Origin of the sequence: Streptomyces sp. NPDC058274, assembly GCF_042881375.1 — a bacterium.
Taxonomy (GTDB): Bacteria; Actinomycetota; Actinomycetes; order Streptomycetales; family Streptomycetaceae; genus Streptomyces.
Map to the genome: position 1 here is coordinate 189,235 of NZ_JBHVXW010000014.1, position 20,614 is coordinate 209,848.

Below are 20,614 nucleotides of genomic sequence, written 5' to 3' on the forward strand. Positions count from 1 at the left end.
GGGCGGACCCGGCACCCTGTCAATGCTTTGTCCGGACAATCGAACTTCACAACTTCCCGTCAACATCTCCCGGAGCTACGCTCGGCGGGTGCCGAAACCAGATGTGGATCCGACCGTGTCGCTCCAGCTCAGCGTCGACCGCAGCAGTCCGGTCCCGCTGTACTTCCAGCTGTCCCAGCAGCTGGAGGCCGCGATCGAGCACGGAACACTCACCCCGGGAAGTCTGCTGGGCAACGAGATCGAGCTCGCCGGCCGGCTCGGCCTGTCCCGGCCCACGGTCCGTCAGGCGATCCAGTCCCTCGTCGACAAGGGCCTCCTCGTCCGGCGCCGAGGCGTCGGCACCCAGGTCGTCCACAGCCAGGTCAAGCGCCCGCTGGAACTCAGCAGCCTCTACGACGACCTGGAGGCGGCGGGACAGCGCCCGGCGACCCGGGTGCTCGTCAACGCGGTCGAACCGGCGTCCGCCGAGGTCGCGGCCGCGCTCGGGATCGCCGAGGACAGCGAGGTGCACCGCGTCGAACGGCTGCGGCTGGCGCACGGCGAGCCGATGGCGTATCTCTGCAACCATCTGCCGCCCGGTCTGCTGGAGCTCGACAGTGCCCGGCTGGAGGCCACCGGTCTGTACCGGCTGATGCGCGCGGCCGGTATCACCCTGCACAGCGCCCGCCAGTCCGTCGGCGCCCGCGCCGCCACCGAGGAGGAGGGCGAGCGGCTCGGCGAGCCGTGCGGCGCCCCCCTGCTCACCATGCAGCGCACCACGTTCGACGACACCGGCCGCGCCGTCGAGTTCGGGTCCCACACCTACCGCGCCTCGCGCTACTCCTTCGAGTTCCAGCTCCTCGTACGCCCCTGACCCGGCCGCGCGCCCGGTCCGGCAGGTGGCCCGCGGGCTCGCTCGGGACTCGCTTCGGGCACCCTCCAATCTCAATCGTAAGAATGTTCTGACAAACCCATTGACGGTGGCGCGGACCCGGAGCTAGAACTCCCCACAGCCGCAACGGGGCGGCGGGAGAGAGGGTGGTCCCACCATGCGAACAGTGCGCACAGCAGCAGCGGTGACAGCCGTGATCGCGCTCGCCGCCGGGTGCAGCAGCTCCGGCGGCAAGGACTCCGAGGACAAGGCGAGCGGCAGCGGAAGCGGCGGCAAGGCCGTCAGTACGCCCCGCCTCAAGATCGCGATGGTGACGCACTCCGGCGAGGGCGACACCTTCTGGGACATCGTCCAGAGCGGCGCCAAGCAGGCCGCGTCGAAGGACAACGTCCAGTTCCTGTACTCCAACGACAAGGAAGCCAACGGACAGGCCCAGCTCGTCCAGGCCGCCATCGACAAGCACGTCGACGGCATCGTCGTCACGCTGGCCAAGCCCGAGGCGATGAAGGACGTCCTCGCCAAGGCCGAGAAGGCGGGCATCCCGGTCGTCACGATCAACTCCGGCGCGGAGTTCTCTAAGAAGTTCGGAGCCCTCGTCCACTTCGGCCAGGACGAGTCGGTCGCCGGTGAGGCGGTGGGCGACGAGCTCAACAACCGGGGACTCAAGAAGGCCGTCTGCGTCATCCACGAACAGGGCAACGTCTCGCTGGAGCAGCGCTGCGCGGGCGTGAAGAAGACGTTCAAGGGCTCCCTGGAGAACCTCAACGTCGACGGCACCAACGCCCCCGGCTCCCAGTCCTCCATCGAGGCGAAGCTCCAGGCCGGCAAGGACATCGACGCCGTCGTCACGCTCGGCGCGCCGATCGCCGCCGTCGCGGTGAAGGCCAAGGCCGACGCGGGCAGCAAGGCGCAGATCGCCACCTTCGACCTCAACGCCGAGGTGGTCAAGCGCCTCAAGGCCAAGGAGGTCGGCTTCGCCGTCGACCAGCAGCCCTACCTCCAGGGTTACGAGGCCATCGACGAGCTGTGGCTCTACAAGACCAACGGCAACGTGATCGGCGGCGGCCAGACGGTGCTCACCGGCCCGGCCATCGTCACCGAGAAGGACGTGCCGCAACTCGAGAAGTACACCGCGCGCGGGACCCGCTGATGGAGTGCATGATCCCCGTGTTCGATACTTGGGCGCTCGGGACCGGTGAGACGCCGGCCCCCGGGGCCTACGGAACGGCCCACCGGGCCGGTCCGCGGGCCCCGGCGCACCAAGCAGCACAGCAAGAAGGGCACGGCCTCGTGGCACGCACTCGGACCTGGGTAAGCATCGCGCTCGCAGGGGCGCTGGGGGTGTCTCTCGCGGGATGCAGCAGCACCGGCGGGAAGCGGGCCGAGGACGCCCGCAAGGAGGCGTCGGCCCAGGGCAAGGCCGCGGTGAACACGCCCAAGTGGACGTTCGCGATGATCACCCACTCGGGTGATGGCGACACGTTCTGGGACATCGTCCAGAGCGGCGCCAAGCAGGCCGCCGTCAAGGACAACATCGACTTCCTGTACTCGCACAACGCCGAGGCCCAGCAGCAGGCGCAGCTCGTGGACGCCGCGGTCGACAAGAAGGTCGACGGCATCATCGTCTCGCTGGCGAAGCCCGACGCGATGAAGGCCGCCGTCGCCCGCGCCGAGAAGGCGGGCATCCCCGTGATCACCGTGAACTCCGGTTCCGAGGAGTCCAAGGCGTTCGGCGCGCTCACGCACATCGGCCAGGACGAGACGATCGCCGGCGAGGCGGTGGGCGACGAGCTCAACAAGCGGGGCAGGAAGAAGGCCCTGTGCGTCCTGCACGAGCAGGGCAACGTCGGCCACGAGCAGCGCTGCGCGGGCGTCAAGAAGACCTTCAAGGGCGAGGTGCAGAACATCTACGTCCAGGGCACGAGCATGCCCGACGTGCAGTCGTCGATCGGGGCCAAGCTCCAGTCCGACAAGTCCATCGACTCCGTCGTCACCCTCGGCGCCCCCTTCGCGGACACCGCGGTGAAGGCCAAGAAGGACGCGGGCAGCAAGGCCGAGATCGACACCTTCGACCTGAACGCCAAGGTGGCCGCCGAGCTCAAGGACGGCACCCTCGGCTTCGCCGTCGACCAGCAGCCGTACCTCCAGGGGTACGAGGCCGTCGACCTGCTCTGGCTCTACAAGTACAACGCCGACGTCCTCGGCGGCGGCAAGCCGGTGCTGACCGGACCGCAGATCATCACCAAGGACCAGGCCGCCGCTCTGGAGGCCTACACGAAGCGGGGGACCCGATGACCGCACCCGCCCCTGCACCCGCCCCCGCACCCGCGCCGCCGCCCGCGGCCAAGGTCGACGAGCGGCTGCTGAAGTCCTCGCCGATGCGCAAGCTCATGGGCCGTCCCGAACTCGGTTCGGTGGTCGGCGCGATCGCGGTCTTCGTCTTCTTCGCGATCTTCGCGGACAGTTTCGTCCGGGCCGCGAGCCTCAGCACCGTCCTGTACGCCTCGTCGACCATCGGCATCATGGCCGTACCGGTCGCGCTGCTGATGATCGGCGGCGAGTTCGACCTCTCCGCGGGCGTCCTGGTCACCAGCTCGGCGCTGATCTCCTCGATGTTCAGCTACCAGATGACCGCGAACGTCTGGGTCGGCGTGCTGGTCTCCCTGATCGTGACCCTGGCGGTCGGCGTCTTCAACGGCGTCATGCTGACCCGCACCGACCCGCCGAGCTTCATCATCACGCTCGGTACGTTCCTGATGCTGACCGGTATGAACCTCGGCTTCACCAAGCTGATCAGCGGCACGGTCTCCACGAAGTCGATCTCCGACATGCAGGGCTTCTCCTCCGCCAAGGACGTCTTCGCCTCGACGTTCACCATCGGCGGCGTCGACTTCAAGATCACCATCCTGTGGTGGCTGGGCCTCATCGTGGTGGCCACCTGGGTCCTGCTGCGTACCCGGGTCGGCAACTGGATCTACGCCGTCGGCGGCAACGAGGACGCGGCCCGCGCGGTCGGCGTCCCGGTCAACAAGACCAAGATCGGCCTCTACATGGGGGTCGCGTTCGGCGCCTGGGTCTCGGGGCAGCACCTGCTGTTCTCGTTCGACGTCGTGCAGTCCGGCGAAGGCGTCGGCAACGAGCTGATCTACATCATCGCGGCGGTCATCGGCGGCTGTCTGATCACCGGCGGCTACGGCTCCGCGGTCGGCGCGGCGGTCGGCGCCCTGATCTTCGGCATGGTCAGCAAGGGCATCGTGTTCGCCGAGTGGAACCCGGACTGGTTCAAGTTCTTCCTGGGAGTGATGCTGCTCCTGGCGACCCTGCTCAACCACTGGGTCCGCAAGCGCGCGGAGGCGACGAAATGACGACGGACGCGAAGATGACCAAGGACGCGGCCGCCCCGGACCGAGCGGCACTCGTCGAGCTCGACGACGTCAGCAAGTACTACGGCAACATCCGCGCCCTCGAAGGCGTCTCCCTGGAGGTGCACGCGGGCGAGATCTCCTGCGTGCTCGGCGACAACGGCGCCGGCAAGTCCACCCTGATCAAGATCATCGCGGGTCTGCACCAGCACGACGCGGGCACGCTGCGCATCGACGGCGAGGAGACCCGGCTCTCCTCCCCGCGCGAGGCCCTGGACCGCGGCATCGCCACCGTCTACCAGGACCTCGCCGTGGTCCCGCTGATGCCGGTCTGGCGGAACTTCTTCCTCGGCTCCGAGCCGTCGAAGGGCAAGGGCCCCTTCAAGCGTATGAACGTCGAGTTCATGCGTCGCACGACCTACGCCGAGCTGCTGCGCATGGGCATCGACCTGCGCGACGTCGACCAGCCCATCGGCACGCTCTCCGGCGGTGAGCGCCAGTGCGTGGCGATCGCCCGCGCCGTGTACTTCGGCGCCAAGGTCCTCGTCCTCGACGAGCCCACCGCCGCGCTGGGCGTGAAGCAGTCCGGTGTGGTCCTCAAATATGTGGCCGCCGCACGAGACGCGGGACTGGGCGTTGTGTTGATCACCCACAACCCCCATCACGCCTACCTCGTCGGCAACCGCTTCGTCCTCCTCAAGCGCGGCACCATGTTCAGCAGCAACAGCCGCGAGGACATCTCCCTCGACGAGCTGACCCGCCAGATGGCAGGCGGCAGCGAACTGGACGACCTGCGACACGAGCTGGAGCGCACCACATAGCACGACCGGCCGACGTCGGGGACCCCGCGCTTCTTCTCAAGAGGCGCGGGGCAAGGTTTCCATGGGCGCGGGCGAAGGCTTCCAGGGGCGCAGGCCAAGTTCTTGAGGGGCGCGGGCGGAGGGCTTTCAGGGGCGCGGGGAACTGCGCGACAAGCCCCCACCGGGCAGCAGCCGAGACACGACCCCGGGGTCCGGGGCGGAGCCCGGGTCCGTGACGCGGCGGCAGGCCGAGGGGGGCGAAAGCCTCACCGGATGCCACACCCGCGCCAAGCGGTGAGCGCCCACCGCGAGCCACGTGACCACACCCCACGTACGCGCGTGGACGCACCACGTACAGACGCGTGAACGCAGCTCGCGGCAAACGGCACCCCAGACCTGGCCGGAGGCTCCCGCAGTGCAGCCCCGCCGCCCCGTAAGGCAGAATCGGCGCGATGAGCACCTACCGCGACCTCGCCCTCCCCCGAGCTCTCGGCTCCGCTCGGGCAGCGGGCGCCCCCATCGGCTCCCGCCGGGCCACCGTCCTGCGGACCGCGGGCACCCGCGAGCGCCGCTCCCATCTGACGGCGCCCCGGGTCCCCACCGTGGGCATCGACATCGGGGGCACGAAGGTGATGGCGGGCGTCGTCGACGCCGACGGCAACATCCTGGAGAAGGTCCGCGCCGAGACGCCGGACAAGTCCAAGAGCCCCAAGGTCGTCGAGGACACGATCGTCGAGCTGGTGCTGGACCTCTCCGACCGGCACGACGTGCACGCGGTGGGCATCGGCGCGGCGGGCTGGGTCGACGCCGACCGCAACCGCATCCTGTTCGCCCCCCATCTGTCCTGGCGCAACGAGCCGCTGCGCGACCGGCTCGCCGGACGGCTCGCCGTCCCGGTCCTCGTCGACAACGACGCCAACGCCGCGGCCTGGGCCGAGTGGCGCTTCGGCGCCGGCCGCGGCGAGGACCACCTCGTCATGATCACGCTCGGCACCGGCATCGGCGGCGCGATCCTGGAGGACGGCCAGGTCAAGCGCGGCAAGTTCGGGGTCGCGGGCGAGTTCGGCCATATGCAGGTCGTGCCCGGCGGCCACCGCTGCCCGTGCGGCAACCGCGGCTGCTGGGAGCAGTACAGCTCCGGCAACGCGCTGGTCCGCGAGGCCCGCGAGATGGCCGCCGCCGATTCCCCGGTGGCGTACGGGATCATCGAGCGCGTCAAAGGCAACATCCCCGACATCACCGGACCGCTCATCACCGAGCTGGCCCGCGAGGGCGACGCCATGTGCGTCGAACTCCTCCAGGACATCGGCCAGTGGCTCGGCGTCGGCATCGCGAACCTGGCGGCCGCCCTCGACCCCTCCTGCTTCGTCATCGGCGGCGGTGTCTCGGCGGCGGACGACCTGCTGATCGGCCCCGCGCGCGACGCCTTCCGCAGGCATCTGACCGGCCGCGGCTACCGCCCCGAGGCCCGCATCGCCCGCGCCCAGCTCGGCCCCGAGGCCGGCATGGTCGGCGCGGCCGACCTCGCCCGGCTGGTCGCCCGCCGCTTCCGCCGCGCGAACCGGCGCCGCGTGGAGCGCTACGAACGGTACGAGCGGTTCGCGGAGTCCCGCCGTACGGCACGGGAGTCCCTGTGACCGCCTCGCTGCCGCGCCAGGCGTCCCCACCGGACGAGCCGCCGCGCCCCACCGAGGAGGACCGGCGCCACATGATCCGCCGGCGTGCGCTCACGCTGCTGATCATCGTGCTGCTCATCGGCGTCCCGGCCGGCTATCTGGTGATCTCCGCCGACCAGAGCCGCAACAGCGGCAAGGACAAGGAGGAGAAGTACTCGGCGACCGGCCTCACCAAGGGCTGGCCCTCCCGCGTGCAGCGCCGCCTCTACCAGGTGCCCGTCCCCGGCTACTCCACGGACGTCGCCTACTACGAGACGAACAACTGGAAGACCAGCCGTCTGTACGTCCAGTTCCTCACCAGCGACGACGGCCTCGACACGTTCCTCAAGAACATCGGGACCAGCCGCGACGCCCTGAAGGACGACGACATCACCATCGGCGCCCGCGACCAGGGGGTCGTCGGATGGGAGTTCTCCGACACGGGCCCGTGGTCGGGCCTCGTCCACCGGCAGAAGAACCCGGCGCCCACCCAGGACGTCGTCGTGAACCGGTCCAGGCCCGGGCACCCCATGGTGTACGTCGTCTCCCGCACGACGCCCTGACGGGTCCCCGGGGCACCGGCCCCGTTGCCGCGCCCCCCTGTCAGTCCCCGCCCGTACGACGCCCGACCGGTCCGCCGGGGCACCGGCCCCGTTGCCGCGGCCGATTGTCAGAGGTCGCCCGTAGAGTCGAGGACATCTGATGCGACTGCGGGGCGGGAGGTGACCAGACGTATGAGCGGCGGGATGACCGGGATGACCGGGATGATGTCGGCGAAGGCCGAGGCTGCCGACGCAGCCGTGCCGCTGCGGCTCGCCGCCGTCTTCCTCCCCGCGCCACTGCCGCGCGACGGCCGCGTGGCCTTCTGGGATCCGGAGGCCGCGCTGTCCGCCGGACGGGGGGCCGATCCTGCCACCGCGCCGCCCGGCGGCGGAGCCGATCCGCTGGGTGCGCTGTCCGTCGGACAGGCGCCTGACCTCCCGGGTGGCGTCCCGAGGACCGGGTCCGGCTCGACGGGCGGCCTCTCCGTCGGACAGATCGCCGATCTGGTGGGGACAGGGTCACCGTCCGCCGGTCCGACGGAGCTCACTGTCGTACGACGTCATGGAGCCGGCGCCCGGCGGGTGACGGTGCCCGCGCGCACCCTGGGGGTCGCCGAGGCCCTGCCGCTGCTCGCCGGTGCCCGGCGCCACCCGGGCGCGCATCCCGCCACCGTCTGCTGGGGCGCCGCCGCACTGCACGCGCTGCGGCTCGTCGCGCGCGGGCGGCTGCTGCCGGGGCTGACGGCCGACGGCTTCGACGCCTGGCGGGCGGGGCCCCTGGACCCGGACGACATCGCCCACCTCAGGGCGGTGGCCGCGGCGCTTCCCCACGAGGGCCACGCGGTTCCGCTGCCCGGCAAGGGCCCGCTGCGGCTGCCCGAGCCGGAAGCGCTGATGCGCTCCTTCCTGGACGCGGTCGCGGACACCCTGCCCCGCACCCCGGCGGCGCCGTTCGCGTCGGGGAAGCCGTTCGCTGCGCGCGGCCCGCAGCGCCTGCCGGGTGCTCACGACTGGGCGGCCGAGGTCGCCGCGGGCATGGACGCGGGCGTGCGGATCTCACTGCGCCTCGACCTCTCCGCGTACCAGCTGTTCGACGACTCCGAGGACGCGCACCGCGCGGGTGCCGCCGTCGTGCAGGTGCACAGCCTCGCCGACCCCACCCTCGTCGTGGACGCGGCGGCCCTGTGGGCGGGGGAGGCCGACGCGACCTTCGGTCCCCGCGCGCGGGTGGACGCCGCTCTCGCCGTCCGCCGCGCGGCGCGTGTCTGGCCGCCCCTGGACCGCCTCTCCGAGCAGGACGTGCCCGACGTCCTCGCCCTCTCCGAGCAGGAGCTGTCCGATCTGCTGGGCGTGGCGGCGAACCGGCTCGGCGCGGCCGGCGTCGCCGTGCACTGGCCCAGGGACCTCGCCCAGGACCTGAGCGCGGCGGCCGTGGTGCGCCCGGCGCCCGGCTCGGCGACCGACGGCTCGGGCTTCTTCGAGGGCGAGGAACTGCTGCAGTTCCGCTGGCAGTTGGCGCTCGGCGGCGATCCGCTGACCGACGCCGAGATGGACGTCCTCGCCGAGGCCCACCGTCCGGTCGTCCGGCTGCGCGACCAGTGGGTGCTCGTCGACCCGGCCCTCGTCCGCAAGGCGCGCAAGCGCGAACTGGGCCTGCTCGACCCGGTGGACGCACTCTCCGTCGCGCTCAGCGGCAGCGCGGAGGTCGACGGCGAGACGGTCGAGGCGGTGCCGGTCGGCGCGCTCGCCGCCCTGCGCGACCGGCTGACGGCGGGCCCGACGCCCGCGGAGCCGCCGCCCGGCCTCGCGGCCACTCTCCGGGACTACCAACTCCGGGGCCTGGCCTGGCTGGACCTCATGACGTCCCTCGGGCTCGGCGGCTGCCTCGCCGACGACATGGGACTCGGCAAGACGGTCACCCTGATCGCCCTGCATCTGCGGCGGGCCCGCAGCGAGCCGACCCTCGTCGTCTGCCCCGCGTCGCTGCTGGGCAACTGGCAGCGAGAGATCGCCCGCTTCGCCCCCGGCGTCCCCGTCCGCCGCTATCACGGACCCGACCGCACCCTGAAGGACCTGGACACGGGGTTCGTCCTGACGACCTACGGGACGATGCGGTCGGCGGCCGTGCGACTGGCCCAGCAGCCGTGGGGCATGGTCGTCGCGGACGAGGCCCAGCACGTCAAGAACCCGTACTCGGCGACCGCGAAGGCCCTGCGGACGATCCCGACCCCCGCGCGCGTGGCCCTCACGGGCACGCCCGTGGAGAACAACCTCTCGGAGCTGTGGGCGCTCCTCGACTGGACGACCCCCGGGCTCCTCGGCCCCCTCAAGTCCTTCCGCGCCCGGCACGCGCGCGCGGTGGAGAACGGCGAGGACGAAGAAGCGGTCGAGCGGCTCGCCCGGCTGGTCCGGCCATTCCTCCTGCGCCGCAAGAAGTCCGACCCCGGCATCGTGCCCGAGCTGCCCCCCAAGACGGAGACGGACCACCCGGTCCCGCTCACCCGCGAACAGGCCTCCCTCTACGAGGCGGTGGTGCGGGAGTCGATGCTCGCCATCGAAACGGCCGAGGGCATCGGCCGCCGGGGCCTGGTCCTCAAGCTCCTCACCTCGCTCAAGCAGATCTGCGACCACCCGGCGCTGTATCTGAAGGAGGACGCGAGGACGGCCGCGAACGGACCGGCCGCCCGCTCCGGCAAACTGGCCCTGCTGGACGAGCTGTTGGACACGCTGCTCGCCGAGGACGGCTCGGCCCTGGTCTTCACGCAGTACGTGGGCATGGCTCGCCTCATCACCTCCCACCTCGCCTCCCGCGCGGTCCCGGTCGAACTGCTCCACGGGGGCACGCCGGTGGTCGAGCGCGAGCACATGGTGGACCGCTTCCAGAGCGGGGCCACTCCGGTCCTCGTCCTCTCCCTGAAGGCGGCAGGCACGGGCCTGAACCTCACCCGGGCCGGTCACGTCGTCCACTTCGACCGCTGGTGGAACCCGGCCGTCGAGGAACAGGCCACCGACCGCGCCTACCGCATCGGCCAGACCCAGCCCGTCCAGGTCCACCGCCTGATCACCGAGGGCACGGTCGAGGACCGCATCGCGGAGATGCTGGAGGCCAAGCGGGCGCTGGCCGACGCCATCCTCGGCTCCGGCGAGGCCTCCCTGACAGAGCTCACGGACCGCGACCTGTCCGACCTGGTGTCGCTCCGGAGGCCCTCGTGAACGCTGTGGCGGACGGGGCGGGTTCGGGCGGGAAGGGCTCGGAGGGGATGGGTCCGGAGGAGGTGGGTCCGGAGGGGATGGGCTCCGACGAGAGGGGGCCGGACGAGACGGGTCCCGACGAGAAGGGTCCCGACGGGTCAGGTCCGGGCGGGGCCGGCGTGGAGGGGGTGCGTGCGGGTGGTGAGGTGCGGCCGCCTGTCGATGGGGTGCGGGCCGATGACGAGGCGCCGGCCGTCGATGAGTTGGAGTCCGCCGATGAGTTGGAGTCCGTCGATGCAGCGCGGCCTGCCGGCGAGGTGCGGCCTGCCGGCGAGGTGAGGGCCGCTGACGAAGCGCGGCCTGGTGACGAGGCGCGGCGGGCGTTGCGGGCCGCGCGGGAGCGAGAGGGCCGGGCAGCCGACGGTCACGGCGATTCGGTGGCGACGGATGCGGCCGTGCGCGGCGCCCGGGGTGAGTCGCGTACGACGGTTTCCGCGGTCGGTCCCATCGGCCCCCGCCCGGGAGACGTGGCACGGGAAGCGTTGCGGCGCGCCGCCAAGGCGGGGAGCGCCAAGAACTCCGGTGCCCCGCAGGACTCCGGTGCGCCAGCGGACTTTGGCGCTGCTCCACGGGACTCCGGTGCGCCAGCGGACTTTGGTGCTGCTCCACAGGACTCCGGTGCGCCGCAGGAATCTGGTGCCCCGGAGGACTGCGGTGCCGTGAGGGGCTTCAGTGCCCCGGAGGATTCCCGTGCAGTAAAGGGCTTCAGCGCCGCGAAGGACTCCGGTGCCGCAGACGACCTCCTCACCGCGAAGGACTCCGGCGCGGACTCCGCTTCGGTGCCCGTTTCCGACGGCATCTCCGACGGCATCTCCGACGCACCGGTGGGAAACGCCGCTGCCCCGGGGGAGCCCGCGGCCTCGGGTGGGCGTGGCGATGAGGGAACCTCGGGAGGCGTGCGGCCCGCTGACATCGCGCGCGAGGCGTTGCGCGCGGCCCGCGAGGGACAGGCGAAGCAGCGGAAGGGCCCCGGGGCCAAGGGAGTTGAGGCCCGGCGTCGAACTGCCCCGGAGGCGGCGGCCGGCAAGGGAGGTAGGCAGGAGCCGCGACGTTCGCGCACCGCGGGAAGCCGGGCCCAGGACGTACGGGACCTCCTTGCCGGCGCTTTCGAACTGCCCACGGACGCCTCGCTGGAGGAGCCGGCCCGTAGGACTCCAGCCGAGCGGCCCACAGCTGAGCCCCCTTCCGCGTACCGAACCGGTGGTGTCCCTCTCGGGCTGCCGCCGAGTGAGGACCCGGCCGAGCCGACGGCCGGTGCAGTTCCCCTCGCGGGGCCCGACCGCGAGGACTCCAACGAGGACTCCAACGAGGACTCCGGCCAGGACCCCAGCGGGGGCTCCGCGAGTGCCAACGACCGTACGGGGAGCGGGATTTCAGCGCCCGACCAGGCGGACGTCGCCAACAACCAGGAGCCGGCGTCCGAGCCGTCCGCGTCCCCGCACCCCGACCGCCCGGCACAGATCGACGGCGACCCGGCCGACGGGATGCCCCCGGCCGCGTCGACGGCGCGGTACGGCCGAGGCGGAGCGGGGGAGTCCGCGGGTGGGCGTGGGCAGCGGTCCATGGCTTCGCCGGGGCGGGACGGGGAGCTGCGGCGGACCTTCCCCGCGTTTCCGGCGAGGCCGGCCGGTGCGGCGGAGGCGTTCGCGGAGACGTGGTGGGGCAACGCGTGGGTGACGGCGCTGGAGGAGGGGGCGCTGGACCAGGCGCGGCTCGCCCGGGGGCGGGGGTACGCCGGGCGGGGGCACGTGGACGCCATCACCGTGACGCCGGGGCTCGTGCTCGCGTATGTGCACGGCAGCAGGCCACGGCCGTACCGCGTGCAGGTCCGGCTGCGGACGCTCTCCGACAGCGACTGGGACCGATTCCTGGACGCCGCCGCCGAGCGCCCCGGCCACATCGCGGCGCTGCTCGACAAGGAGATGCCGCAGTCCCTCGCCGACTGCGGAGTCTCCCTGCTGCCCGGTCCCCGCGATCTGGAACCGCACTGCAGCTGCCCCGACTCCGGCCACCCCTGCAAACACGCGGCCGCCCTCTGCTACCAGACGGCACGTCTGCTGGACGAAGACCCCTTCGTCCTGCTCCTGTTGCGCGGCCGCGGCGAACGCGAACTGCTCGACGCCCTGTCCCGGCGCAACGCCGCCCGCGCGGCCCGCGCCGCTCAGGAGCAGGGACCGGCGCCGCTGCCCGGCGTACGCGCCACGGACGCCCTGGCTGTCCGCACCTTCCCGCCGCTGCCGGCGCCCCTGCCACCACCGCCGCACCCCGAGCAGCCGCCGACGTATCCGGCGGCGCCGGGGGGACCGGATCCGTTCGCGCTGGACCAGTTGGCCACCGACGCGGCCGCCCGCGCGCACGCGTTGCTGACCGCCGCGCGGGACCCGGTGGCGGAGCTGACGCTGTGGCAGGACGCGGTACGGCTCGCCGCCGCTCGCCCCGGCTCCGGCCTCACCGCCGGGACCCGCGCCCTGTACTCCTCGCTCGCCACGGCCACCGGACGCAGTCCGGCCGAGCTGGCGCGCGCGGTGGCAGCCTGGCGGCAGGGTGGCATCGAGGGACTCGCTGTTCTCGAGGAGCCCTGGGATCCGCCGGCGGGACGTTTCGACCGCGCCCGTCCGCTCCTTTTGGCCGCCGACCTGCCCGCCTTCCGGCCCTGGCGCAATCAACTCACCCACCCCCGCGGCCATGTTCAGCTCCGCCTGGGCCACGACGGGCTCTGGTACGCCTACGAGTCCGAACCGGGACAGGACGACTGGTGGCCCCGAGGCACCCCCGACCTGGACCCGGTCGGCGCCCTGACCGGCCTCGGCACTCCGGGCGACCTCTGACCCGGGCTCGCCCAGCGGCATCCGCCCGCTCTGCCCGGCCATGCCACACCGGGACCCGCGGGTGGCGCGTTCTCGAGGCCCCGCACGCACCGGCGACGCCGGCCTCCAAGCCCCGCCCGCGCGGGAGTTCGCCGTCCCCGCCTCCGACTCGGCCGAATCCTCACCAGGCAGACGCTCAAGAGCGCCTTCGAACTCCCTTGGGACGCGGGCCTGCCCGCCGGTACCGAGCAGCGGCTGACCGGACGTTCCTGGTCGGGAGCGGGCGGCATCGTCCGGGTGGACGTGAGTACGGACGGCGGCAGCAGCTGGCGCAGGGCCCGGCTGCACGACGCCCCGCACCGTGGCTCGTGGGTCCGCTGGTCCGTCGACTGGCGGCCCGCGGCCCCGGGCCCGTACACCCTGCTGGCCCGCGCGACCGACACCACGGGCCGCACCCAGCCGGAGACGACCGTGCCCAACACCCAGGGGTACCTCTTCGACGCGGTGGTCCGGCATCCGGTGAAGGCCCTGTGAGGGTCTCCCGCTGATGTCCGGGAGATGTCCGGGAGGCGGTGGGGGCGACCTGGGGCCCCACGCCCGGGCTGGCGGCCCCGGCGGTTAGCGTGGTGCGGTGAGTGAGACGAATACGCCTGGCCTCCAGTACCGCTTCGACGGCCCGGAAGACGCCCCGGTCCTGATCCTCGGGCCTTCCCTGGGGACGACGTGGCACATGTGGGACCGGCAGGTTCCGGAGCTGGTGAACCACTGGCGGGTCTTCCGGTACGACCTGCCGGGACACGGGGGTGCCCCCGCGCACCCGGCCGGCTCCGTCACCGAGCTGGCCGGGCGGCTGCTCGCCACCCTCGACGCGCTCGGCGTGCAGCGCTTCGGCTATGCCGGGTGTGCGCTCGGCGGCGCGGTGGGCGTCGAGCTGGCGCTGCGGCACCCGGAGCGGCTCGCCTCGCTCGGGCTGATCGCCGCCTCACCCCGCTTCGGCACGGCCGACGAGTTCCGGCAGCGCGGTGTGATCGTCCGCTCGAACGGGCTCGATCCGATCGCCCGTACGTCTCCGGAGCGCTGGTTCACCGGCGGGTTCGCCGCGGCCCAGCCGGCGATCACCGAGTGGGCCGTGCAGATGGTGCGCACCACCGACCCCGGGTGCTACATCGCGGCCTGCGAGGCCCTCGCCGGGTTCGACGTACGGGCCGAACTCGGCCGGATCGGGGTGCCGACCCTCGTCCTGGTCGGCTCGGACGACCAGGTGACCGGCCCCGCCGAGGCGCGCACGCTGGTCGCCGGCATACCGGACGCCCGGCTCGCGGTCGTACCCGGCGCCTCGCACCTGGTCCCGGTCGAGCAGCCGGCCGCGGTCACCGACCTGCTGGTGCGGCACTTCTCCACCGCCTGGCAGCAGGGTTTCGAACCGACGACCGGCCAGATGGCGATTCCGGCGGCACCGGTGAAACCGGTGCTGAACCCGCCGCCGTCGGTCGCGCCCGTCGCCGAGATCGCCGCCCCCGTGGCCCAGCCGGAGGCGCTGGGGCGCCCCGACCCGTACGACGCCGGGCTCAAGGTGCGCCGCGAGGTGCTCGGGGACGCGCACGTCGACCGGGCGCTGACCTCGGCGGACGCCTTCTCCGGGGACTTCCAGGAGTTCATCACCCGCTACGCGTGGGGCGAGATCTGGGACCGGCCGGGCCTCGACCGGCGCTCACGCAGCTGCGTCACGCTGACCGCGCTGGTGGCGGGCGGCCATCTCGACGAACTCGCCTTCCACACCCGGGCCGCCCTGCGCAACGGCCTCACCCCCGACGAGATCAAGGAAGTGCTGCTCCAGGCGGCCGTCTACTGCGGTGTCCCGGCCGCGAACAGCGCCTTCAAGGTGGCGCAGGCGGTCATCCGGGAGGAGACCACTCCGCACGAGTGATCGCGTAACCGGGCAGCGAGAGCACCACGCTGAGCAGGCCGCCGCGGGACCCGGCGGGGCAGGATGGACGCATGAAGCTCACGAAGAAGTCGCATGCCTGCATCCGCCTGGAGAAGGACGGCCGCACGCTCGTCATCGACCCGGGAACCTTCAGCGAGGAGGACGCCGCCGTAGGCGCGGAGGCGATCCTGGTCACGCACGAGCACCTCGACCACTTCAACGAGGAACGGCTGCGGGCCGGTCTCGAGGCCAACCCGGCCGCCGAGATCTGGACCCTGAAGTCCGTCGCGGAGAAGATCTCCACGGCTTTCCCCGGCCGGGTGCACACCGTCGGACACGGCGACACGTTCACCGCTGCGGGCTTCGACGTCCAGGTGCACGGCGAACTCCACGCGGTGATCCACCCGGACATCCCGCGCATCACCAACGTCGGCTACCTCGTCGACGGCGGCCGCGTCTTCCACCCGGGCGACGCGCTCACCGTCCCCGACCAGCCGGTGGAGACGCTGATGCTCCCGGTCATGGCTCCGTGGAACAAGATCGCCGAGGTCATCGAGTACGTCCGCGAGGTGAAGCCCCAGCGTGCGTACGACATTCACGACGCCCTGCTCACGGACCTCGCCCGGCCGATCTACGACACCCAGATCGGCGCCCTGGGCGGCGCGGAGCACCTGCGGCTCACGCCGGGCGCCTCGGCCGAGGTCTGAGCCGCGCTCCCCGGGCACCGCAGGACCCGTTGTCGTACCCGCCGGGTAGGTTGTGAGGCATGCGCATTGCCACCTGGAACGTGAACTCGATCACTGCCCGACTCCCGAGGCTGCTGGCCTGGCTGGAGAGCAGCGGCACGGACGTGCTGTGCATCCAGGAGACCAAGACCACCGCCGAGGGCTTCCCCTCCGACCAGCTGCGCGAGCTGGGCTACGAGTCCGCGGTCCACGCCACCGGCAGGTGGAACGGAGTGGCGGTGATCTCCCGAGCAGGCCTGGAGGACGTGGTCAGGGGCCTGCCCGGCGACCCTGGTTACGAGGGAGTCGAGGAGCCGCGTTCCATCTCGGCCACCTGCGGCCCGGTCCGTGTCTGGTCGGTCTATGTGCCGAATGGCAGGGAGGTCGGCCACCCCCATTACGCGTACAAGCTCCAGTGGTTCGAGGCGCTGAAGGCGGCCGTCGCCGGCGACGCGGCGGGCAGCCGCCCGTTCGCGGTGCTGGGGGACTACAACGTGGCGCCGACGGACGACGACGTCTATGACGTGGCCGCCTTCGAGGGCATCACGCACGTCACCCCGGCCGAGCGTGCCGCCCTGGCCTCCCTGCGCGAGGCGGGCCTGTCGGACATCGTGCCGCGCCCCCTCAAGTACGACCACCCGTTCACGTACTGGGACTACCGCCAGCTCTGCTTCCCCAAGAACCGCGGCATGCGCATCGACCTCGTCTACGGCAACGAGCCGTTCTCCAAGGCGGTCAGCGACGCGTACGTGGACCGCGAGGAGCGCAAGGGCAAGGGCGCGTCGGACCATGCGCCGGTGGTGGTGGACCTCGACGTGTAGGTGACGGGAGCGGGAAGCCGACCGCCCGGCGATCGCAGCCGCGCCCCGGGCGCTCAGGTCCGGGGCACCAGAGCGTCGAGGTCCACCGAGTCCGCGAGCGCCGCCAGCCCCGCGTCCCCCGGGTGCAGATGGTCCCCGCTGTCGTACGCGGGGAGCAGCCGCGCCGGATGCGCGGGATCCCGTAGTACGGCGTCGAAGTCGAGCGTTCCGTCGAAGTCGTCGTTGTCCCGGATCCACGCGTTCACCGCGGTGCGCCGGGTGTCCGCCGCCGCGGTGCACAGGGACTCGCCCTCGCAGGGCGCGATGGTCGCGGCGAGGACCCGGATCCCGCGGGCGTGGGCCCGGTCCGCGATCTCGCGCAGCCCGGCGACGACCTGGTCCGCTGAGGCGCCCCAGCGCACATCGTTCACGCCCTCGAAGACGAGGGCCGTACGCGCCGACGTCTGCGCGAGGACATCGCGGTCCAGGCGGTGCAGTGCGCTCACCCCGCCGGTGTCGGTGGAGATCCCGTCGCCGGGATAGCGGTCGGTGACCACACGGTTCGCCGAGATGCCCTGGTTGAGGACGCCATAGTGCGGGACCACATGCTGGTTCCGCAGCCGGGTGGCGAGCACATCGGGCCAGCGGTGATTGGCGCCCTGCGCCGACTTCTCGCCGTCGGTGATGGAGTCGCCGAGCACCACCACGGAACCCGGTCCGCCGGCCACGTCCACCCCGGTCAGCAGGGGCCAGTTCGTGATCGTGGAGGTGTACGCGTCCGGGGCGGTGTCCGCCGCGTGGTCGCCGGGCTCGCTGACGTACGAGCGCTGGACCGCCAGTTGGTGCACGGGTGCCGCCGTCACCGTTCCCGGCAGATGGAAGCTGACGAGCAGGTTGGCGTCCGCCGGCACGTCGAAACCCAGCGGATCGCTGAACGCCTGGGCGCCCGCCGGGATCTCGGTCCCGGCCGCCCCGCGGAAGGACAGCGGAACCGGCGGTGCGGCCGCCTGCGCGCCCGTCGCCTGCACGGCCACGCTGGCCCCGCCGATCCGCACGGGAGCCGACGCGAAGGTGTTGTCGAGCCGGATCCGCACCCGCGGACCGCCCGCCGACGTGTGCACGACGAGCCGCAGCGTCCGGTCGGTCCAGGGCCCGACGGCGGTGTATCCGGAGGACGAGACCGCCCAACTCCCCGTCCAGCCACGCGTCGACGGGCGGACGGCCAGGGCGAACACATGCAGGTCCCGGTTCCGGGGCAGCCGGACCGAAGCGACCTCACGGCCGGCCGCGACCGGCACCGTCACCACGTACAGCTTCGCCTCCTCGGCGAGTGGGCCGCCGGGGGTGTTGATGTGCGGCAGCGCCACGGCCTTGGTGGCGAGCGGGCCGCCGCGCCAGTCCGGGGCGGTCAGCCGGTACGAGGAGCCGGTGCCGTTCGTGTACCGCACCGTGCCCGTGCCGCTCAGCTCGGAGCCGCCGGTGCCCGCGACGAGGAACGCGAGCGCGTCGCCGCGGCCCCGCACCCGCACGGACTGCCCGTCGGCACGCACGTTGTCGGGCTCGCCGGCGCCCGCGCGCGGCCAGGTCAGCCGCGCTCCCTGGACGGTCAGCGCACGCCCGGGCGTCCAGCCCGCGGCCGTCAGATCCTGCGCCGACAGGGAGCTGCCGGAGCCGTCGAAGTCCGCCTCGCCCGGCCGTGCGTCGTCGCCGGCCGCGGTGTTGTCGAAGAGCCGCGCCAAGGGACGCGGCTCCGTTCCGTGCGAGGCGGCCACGGTCCCGGCGTACGCCACCGGTGTGCCGCACACGAATGCGACCAGAACCGCGACCGCTCCCCAGAGACATCGGCGCACGCCCGGCTCCTCCCACAGCGGAAACTGACGTGATGACAGTGCCCCATGAAGCTAAGGAGACGACGCGTGCACGTCAATGAGACGCGGGTGAACGGGATTTGAACAGGCGCTTTGAACACGCGCTTTGGACACGCGCTTTGAACACGCACTTTGAGCACGCGCTGAGCGGGCTCTTTGAGCTCACCGGCACATCACGGCGAGGTCGACACCGGCAGCCCCGCGACCACCGGGTGATCGCGCTCGACCGGACCGAGCCCCGCGGCACCGCCGGGCGAGCCGAGGTCGGCGAAGAACTCGACGTCCGCCCTGCGGAAGTCCGCCCACTCCTCGGGGGTGTCGTCCTCGAAGAAGATGGCCTCGACCGGGCATACGGGCTCGCAGGCGCCGCAGTCCACGCATTCGTCGGGGTTGATGTACATCTTGCGGGGGCCTTCGTAGATGCAGTCGACGGGGCACTCGTCGACGCAGGCCTTGTCCTTCAGATCAACGCAGGGCTGCGCGATGACGTAGGTCATGGGAGTTCTCCACGGTCCAGGTGTCGTTGCCGGTCAGCAGGGCGGCGAGATCGCCCTTGCCGTACTGCTCCACGGCGGTGTCGAGCTGGTCGGCCATGAGCGTGTCGTAGGCCGGGCGCTCGACGTCGTGGAAGACGCCGATGGGGGTGTGGTGCAGTGTGTCGGGGTCGGCGAGGCGGGAGAGCGCGAACGCCGTGGTCGGGGAGGGGGAGTGGGCGTCGTGGACCACGATCTGCGACTCGTTCTCCGGCGTGACGGTGACGACTCGCAGATCACCGGTGAGTTGGTCGCGGACGACGCCCTTGGTGTTGTCGGTGCCGAAGCGGATCGGTTGGCCGTGTTCGAGGCGGATGACGGCTTCTTCGGCCTGTTGCTTGTCCTTGAGGACTTCGAAGGCGCCGTCGTTGAAGATGTTGCAGTTCTGGTAGATCTCGACCAGTGCGGTGCCGGGGTGGGCGGCGGCCTGGCGGAGTACCTCGGTGAGGTGTTTGCGGTCGGAGTCGACCGTCCGGGCCACGAAGGACGCTTCGGCGCCGATCGCCAGGGAGACCGGGTTGAAGGGCGCGTCGAGTGAGCCCATCGGCGTCGATTTGGTGATCTTGCCGACTTCGGAGGTGGGTGAGTACTGGCCCTTGGTCAGGCCGTAGATCCGGTTGTTGAAGAGGAGGATCTTGAGGTTGACGTTGCGGCGCAGGGCGTGGATGAGGTGGTTGCCGCCGATGGAGAGGGCGTCGCCGTCGCCGGTGACGACCCAGACGCTCAAGTCCCGTCGGGAGGAGGCGAGTCCGGTGGCGATGGCGGGGGCGCGGCCGTGGATGGAGTGCATCCCGTAGGTGTTCATGTAGTAGGGGAAGCGGGACGAGCAGCCGATTCCCGAGATGAAGACGATGTTCTCCTTCGCGAGACCCAGCTCGGGCATGAAGCCCTGCACGGCGGCGAGGATCGCGTAGTCACCGCAGCCGGGGCACCAGCGCACTTCCTGATCGGACTTGAAGTCCCGTGCACTGAGGGCGACTTCGCTCCTCGGTATCAGGGAGAGTTCCTCAATCGGCATGGATGGCCTCCGTGAGAGCCTGCGCGAGCTGTTCGACCTTGAACGGCATTCCGTTGATCTGCGTGTGGCTATGGGCGTCGATCACATAGGCGGCCCGGACCAGCGTGGCGAGCTGGCCCAGGTTCATCTCCGGGATCACGACACGGTCGTAGGAGCGCAGGACATCGCCGAGATTCCGTGGGAAGGGGTTGAGGTGGCGCAGGTGGGCCTGGGCGATGGACTCCCCGGCCGCGCGCAGCCGGCGTACGGCGGCGGTGATGGGGCCGTAGGTGGAACCCCAGCCCAGGACAAGGGTGTTGGCGGTGCCGGAGGGGTCGTCGACCGTCACGTCCGGGACGTCGATGCCGTCGATCTTGGCCTGGCGGGTGCGGACCATGAAGTCGTGGTTGGCGGGGTCGTAGGAGATGTTGCCGGAGCCGTCCTGTTTCTCGATGCCGCCGATGCGGTGTTCGAG

Annotated in this window: 16 protein-coding genes and 2 pseudogenes; 13 read left to right on the forward strand and 5 right to left on the reverse strand. The window is 71.8% G+C overall.

The features are described from left to right. Window positions 1-115 precede the first annotated feature (115 nt). The 8 genes from ACFVYF_RS25670 (at window position 116) to ACFVYF_RS25705 (ending at window position 10,443) form a co-directional block, all read left to right on the forward strand. Window positions 116-853, forward strand: coding sequence for a GntR family transcriptional regulator (locus ACFVYF_RS25670; RefSeq protein WP_389459011.1), 738 nt, complete (start codon window positions 116-118; stop codon window positions 851-853). Window positions 854-1,028: 175 nt separating this feature from the next. Further along, complete coding sequence (locus tag ACFVYF_RS25675; protein WP_389458965.1) at window positions 1,029-2,021, forward strand: sugar ABC transporter substrate-binding protein; 993 nt, start codon at window positions 1,029-1,031, stop codon at window positions 2,019-2,021. A gap of 140 nt (window positions 2,022-2,161) precedes the next feature. Further along, on the forward strand, window positions 2,162-3,166 hold the full coding sequence (locus ACFVYF_RS25680; protein WP_389458967.1) for a sugar ABC transporter substrate-binding protein: 1,005 nt from the start codon (window positions 2,162-2,164) through the stop codon (window positions 3,164-3,166). Next, a complete protein-coding gene (locus ACFVYF_RS25685; RefSeq protein WP_389458968.1) occupies window positions 3,163-4,236 on the forward strand; it encodes an ABC transporter permease in 1,074 nt (357 codons plus the stop codon). Before ACFVYF_RS25680 ends, ACFVYF_RS25685 begins: the two co-directional genes overlap by 4 nt. Next, window positions 4,233-5,054, forward strand: a complete 822-nt coding sequence (locus ACFVYF_RS25690) for an ATP-binding cassette domain-containing protein (RefSeq protein WP_389458970.1) — start codon at window positions 4,233-4,235, stop codon at window positions 5,052-5,054. The genes ACFVYF_RS25685 and ACFVYF_RS25690 overlap by 4 nt, the downstream gene beginning before the upstream one ends. A 431-nt stretch (window positions 5,055-5,485) precedes the next feature. Beyond that, complete coding sequence (locus ACFVYF_RS25695) at window positions 5,486-6,670, forward strand: ROK family glucokinase (RefSeq protein ID WP_389458972.1); 1,185 nt, start codon at window positions 5,486-5,488, stop codon at window positions 6,668-6,670. Beyond that, window positions 6,667-7,251, forward strand: a complete 585-nt coding sequence (locus ACFVYF_RS25700) for a sugar kinase (protein WP_389458974.1) — start codon at window positions 6,667-6,669, stop codon at window positions 7,249-7,251. Before ACFVYF_RS25695 ends, ACFVYF_RS25700 begins: the two co-directional genes overlap by 4 nt. 183 nt (window positions 7,252-7,434) lie before the next feature. After that, window positions 7,435-10,443 (forward strand): DEAD/DEAH box helicase, encoded by a 3,009-nt coding sequence (locus ACFVYF_RS25705; RefSeq protein ID WP_389459013.1) that lies wholly within the window; start codon window positions 7,435-7,437, stop codon window positions 10,441-10,443. 137 nt (window positions 10,444-10,580) lie between these two features. Here ACFVYF_RS25705 and ACFVYF_RS25710 read toward each other — a convergent pair whose 3' ends face one another. Further along, window positions 10,581-10,850, reverse strand: a complete 270-nt coding sequence (locus tag ACFVYF_RS25710) for a hypothetical protein (protein ID WP_389458976.1) — start codon at window positions 10,848-10,850, stop codon at window positions 10,581-10,583. 291 nt (window positions 10,851-11,141) lie between these two features. Here ACFVYF_RS25710 and ACFVYF_RS25715 point away from each other — a divergent pair, with 291 nt between their 5' ends. From ACFVYF_RS25715 to ACFVYF_RS25735, 5 genes and pseudogenes are all read left to right on the forward strand, one after another. Further along, entirely contained in the window at window positions 11,142-13,310 is a 2,169-nt protein-coding gene (locus tag ACFVYF_RS25715) for an SWIM zinc finger family protein (RefSeq protein ID WP_389458978.1), read from the forward strand. A gap of 159 nt (window positions 13,311-13,469) precedes the next feature. Next, window positions 13,470-13,823: pseudogene (locus ACFVYF_RS25720) on the forward strand (sulfite oxidase); the annotation flags it as partial. Between the two features lie 97 nt (window positions 13,824-13,920). Continuing rightward, a complete protein-coding gene (pcaC, locus tag ACFVYF_RS25725; RefSeq protein WP_389458980.1) occupies window positions 13,921-15,216 on the forward strand; it encodes a 4-carboxymuconolactone decarboxylase in 1,296 nt (431 codons plus the stop codon). 71 nt (window positions 15,217-15,287) lie between these two features. Further along, on the forward strand, window positions 15,288-15,923 hold the full coding sequence (locus ACFVYF_RS25730; RefSeq protein ID WP_389458982.1) for an MBL fold metallo-hydrolase: 636 nt from the start codon (window positions 15,288-15,290) through the stop codon (window positions 15,921-15,923). Between the two features lie 59 nt (window positions 15,924-15,982). After that, complete coding sequence (locus ACFVYF_RS25735) at window positions 15,983-16,762, forward strand: exodeoxyribonuclease III (RefSeq protein ID WP_389458984.1); 780 nt, start codon at window positions 15,983-15,985, stop codon at window positions 16,760-16,762. 53 nt (window positions 16,763-16,815) lie between these two features. On the opposite strand, the gene ACFVYF_RS25740 is transcribed toward ACFVYF_RS25735, so the two are convergent. The 4 genes and pseudogenes from ACFVYF_RS25740 to ACFVYF_RS25755 all read right to left on the reverse strand — a co-directional run. After that, entirely contained in the window at window positions 16,816-18,591 is a 1,776-nt protein-coding gene (locus tag ACFVYF_RS25740) for an SGNH/GDSL hydrolase family protein (RefSeq protein WP_389458986.1), read from the reverse strand. Between the two features lie 191 nt (window positions 18,592-18,782). Continuing rightward, window positions 18,783-19,106 carry a ferredoxin gene (gene fdxA, locus ACFVYF_RS25745; protein ID WP_389458987.1) on the reverse strand — a complete coding sequence of 108 codons (324 nt, stop codon included), beginning with the start codon at window positions 19,104-19,106 and terminating at the stop codon, window positions 18,783-18,785. Continuing rightward, window positions 19,075-20,160, reverse strand: coding sequence for a 2-oxoacid:ferredoxin oxidoreductase subunit beta (locus ACFVYF_RS25750; protein ID WP_389458989.1), 1,086 nt, complete (start codon window positions 20,158-20,160; stop codon window positions 19,075-19,077). Before ACFVYF_RS25750 ends, fdxA begins: the two co-directional genes overlap by 32 nt. Further along, window positions 20,150-20,614, reverse strand: a pseudogene (locus tag ACFVYF_RS25755) (2-oxoglutarate ferredoxin oxidoreductase subunit alpha); the annotation flags it as partial. The gene ACFVYF_RS25750 and the pseudogene ACFVYF_RS25755, both read right to left, overlap by 11 nt.

Coding starts and splice junctions, on each gene's coding strand:
- ACFVYF_RS25705 (WP_389459013.1), top strand. CDS start 7,435: ATGACCGGGATGACCGGGATGATGTCGGCGAAGGCCGAGGCTGCCGAC.
- ACFVYF_RS25675 (WP_389458965.1), top strand. CDS start 1,029: ATGCGAACAGTGCGCACAGCAGCAGCGGTGACAGCCGTGATCGCGCTC.
- ACFVYF_RS25690 (WP_389458970.1), top strand. CDS start 4,233: ATGACGACGGACGCGAAGATGACCAAGGACGCGGCCGCCCCGGACCGA.
- ACFVYF_RS25695 (WP_389458972.1), top strand. CDS start 5,486: ATGAGCACCTACCGCGACCTCGCCCTCCCCCGAGCTCTCGGCTCCGCT.
- ACFVYF_RS25685 (WP_389458968.1), top strand. CDS start 3,163: ATGACCGCACCCGCCCCTGCACCCGCCCCCGCACCCGCGCCGCCGCCC.
- ACFVYF_RS25750 (WP_389458989.1), bottom strand. CDS start 20,160: ATGCCGATTGAGGAACTCTCCCTGATACCGAGGAGCGAAGTCGCCCTC.
- ACFVYF_RS25730 (WP_389458982.1), top strand. CDS start 15,288: ATGAAGCTCACGAAGAAGTCGCATGCCTGCATCCGCCTGGAGAAGGAC.
- fdxA (WP_389458987.1), bottom strand. CDS start 19,106: ATGACCTACGTCATCGCGCAGCCCTGCGTTGATCTGAAGGACAAGGCC.
- ACFVYF_RS25735 (WP_389458984.1), top strand. CDS start 15,983: ATGCGCATTGCCACCTGGAACGTGAACTCGATCACTGCCCGACTCCCG.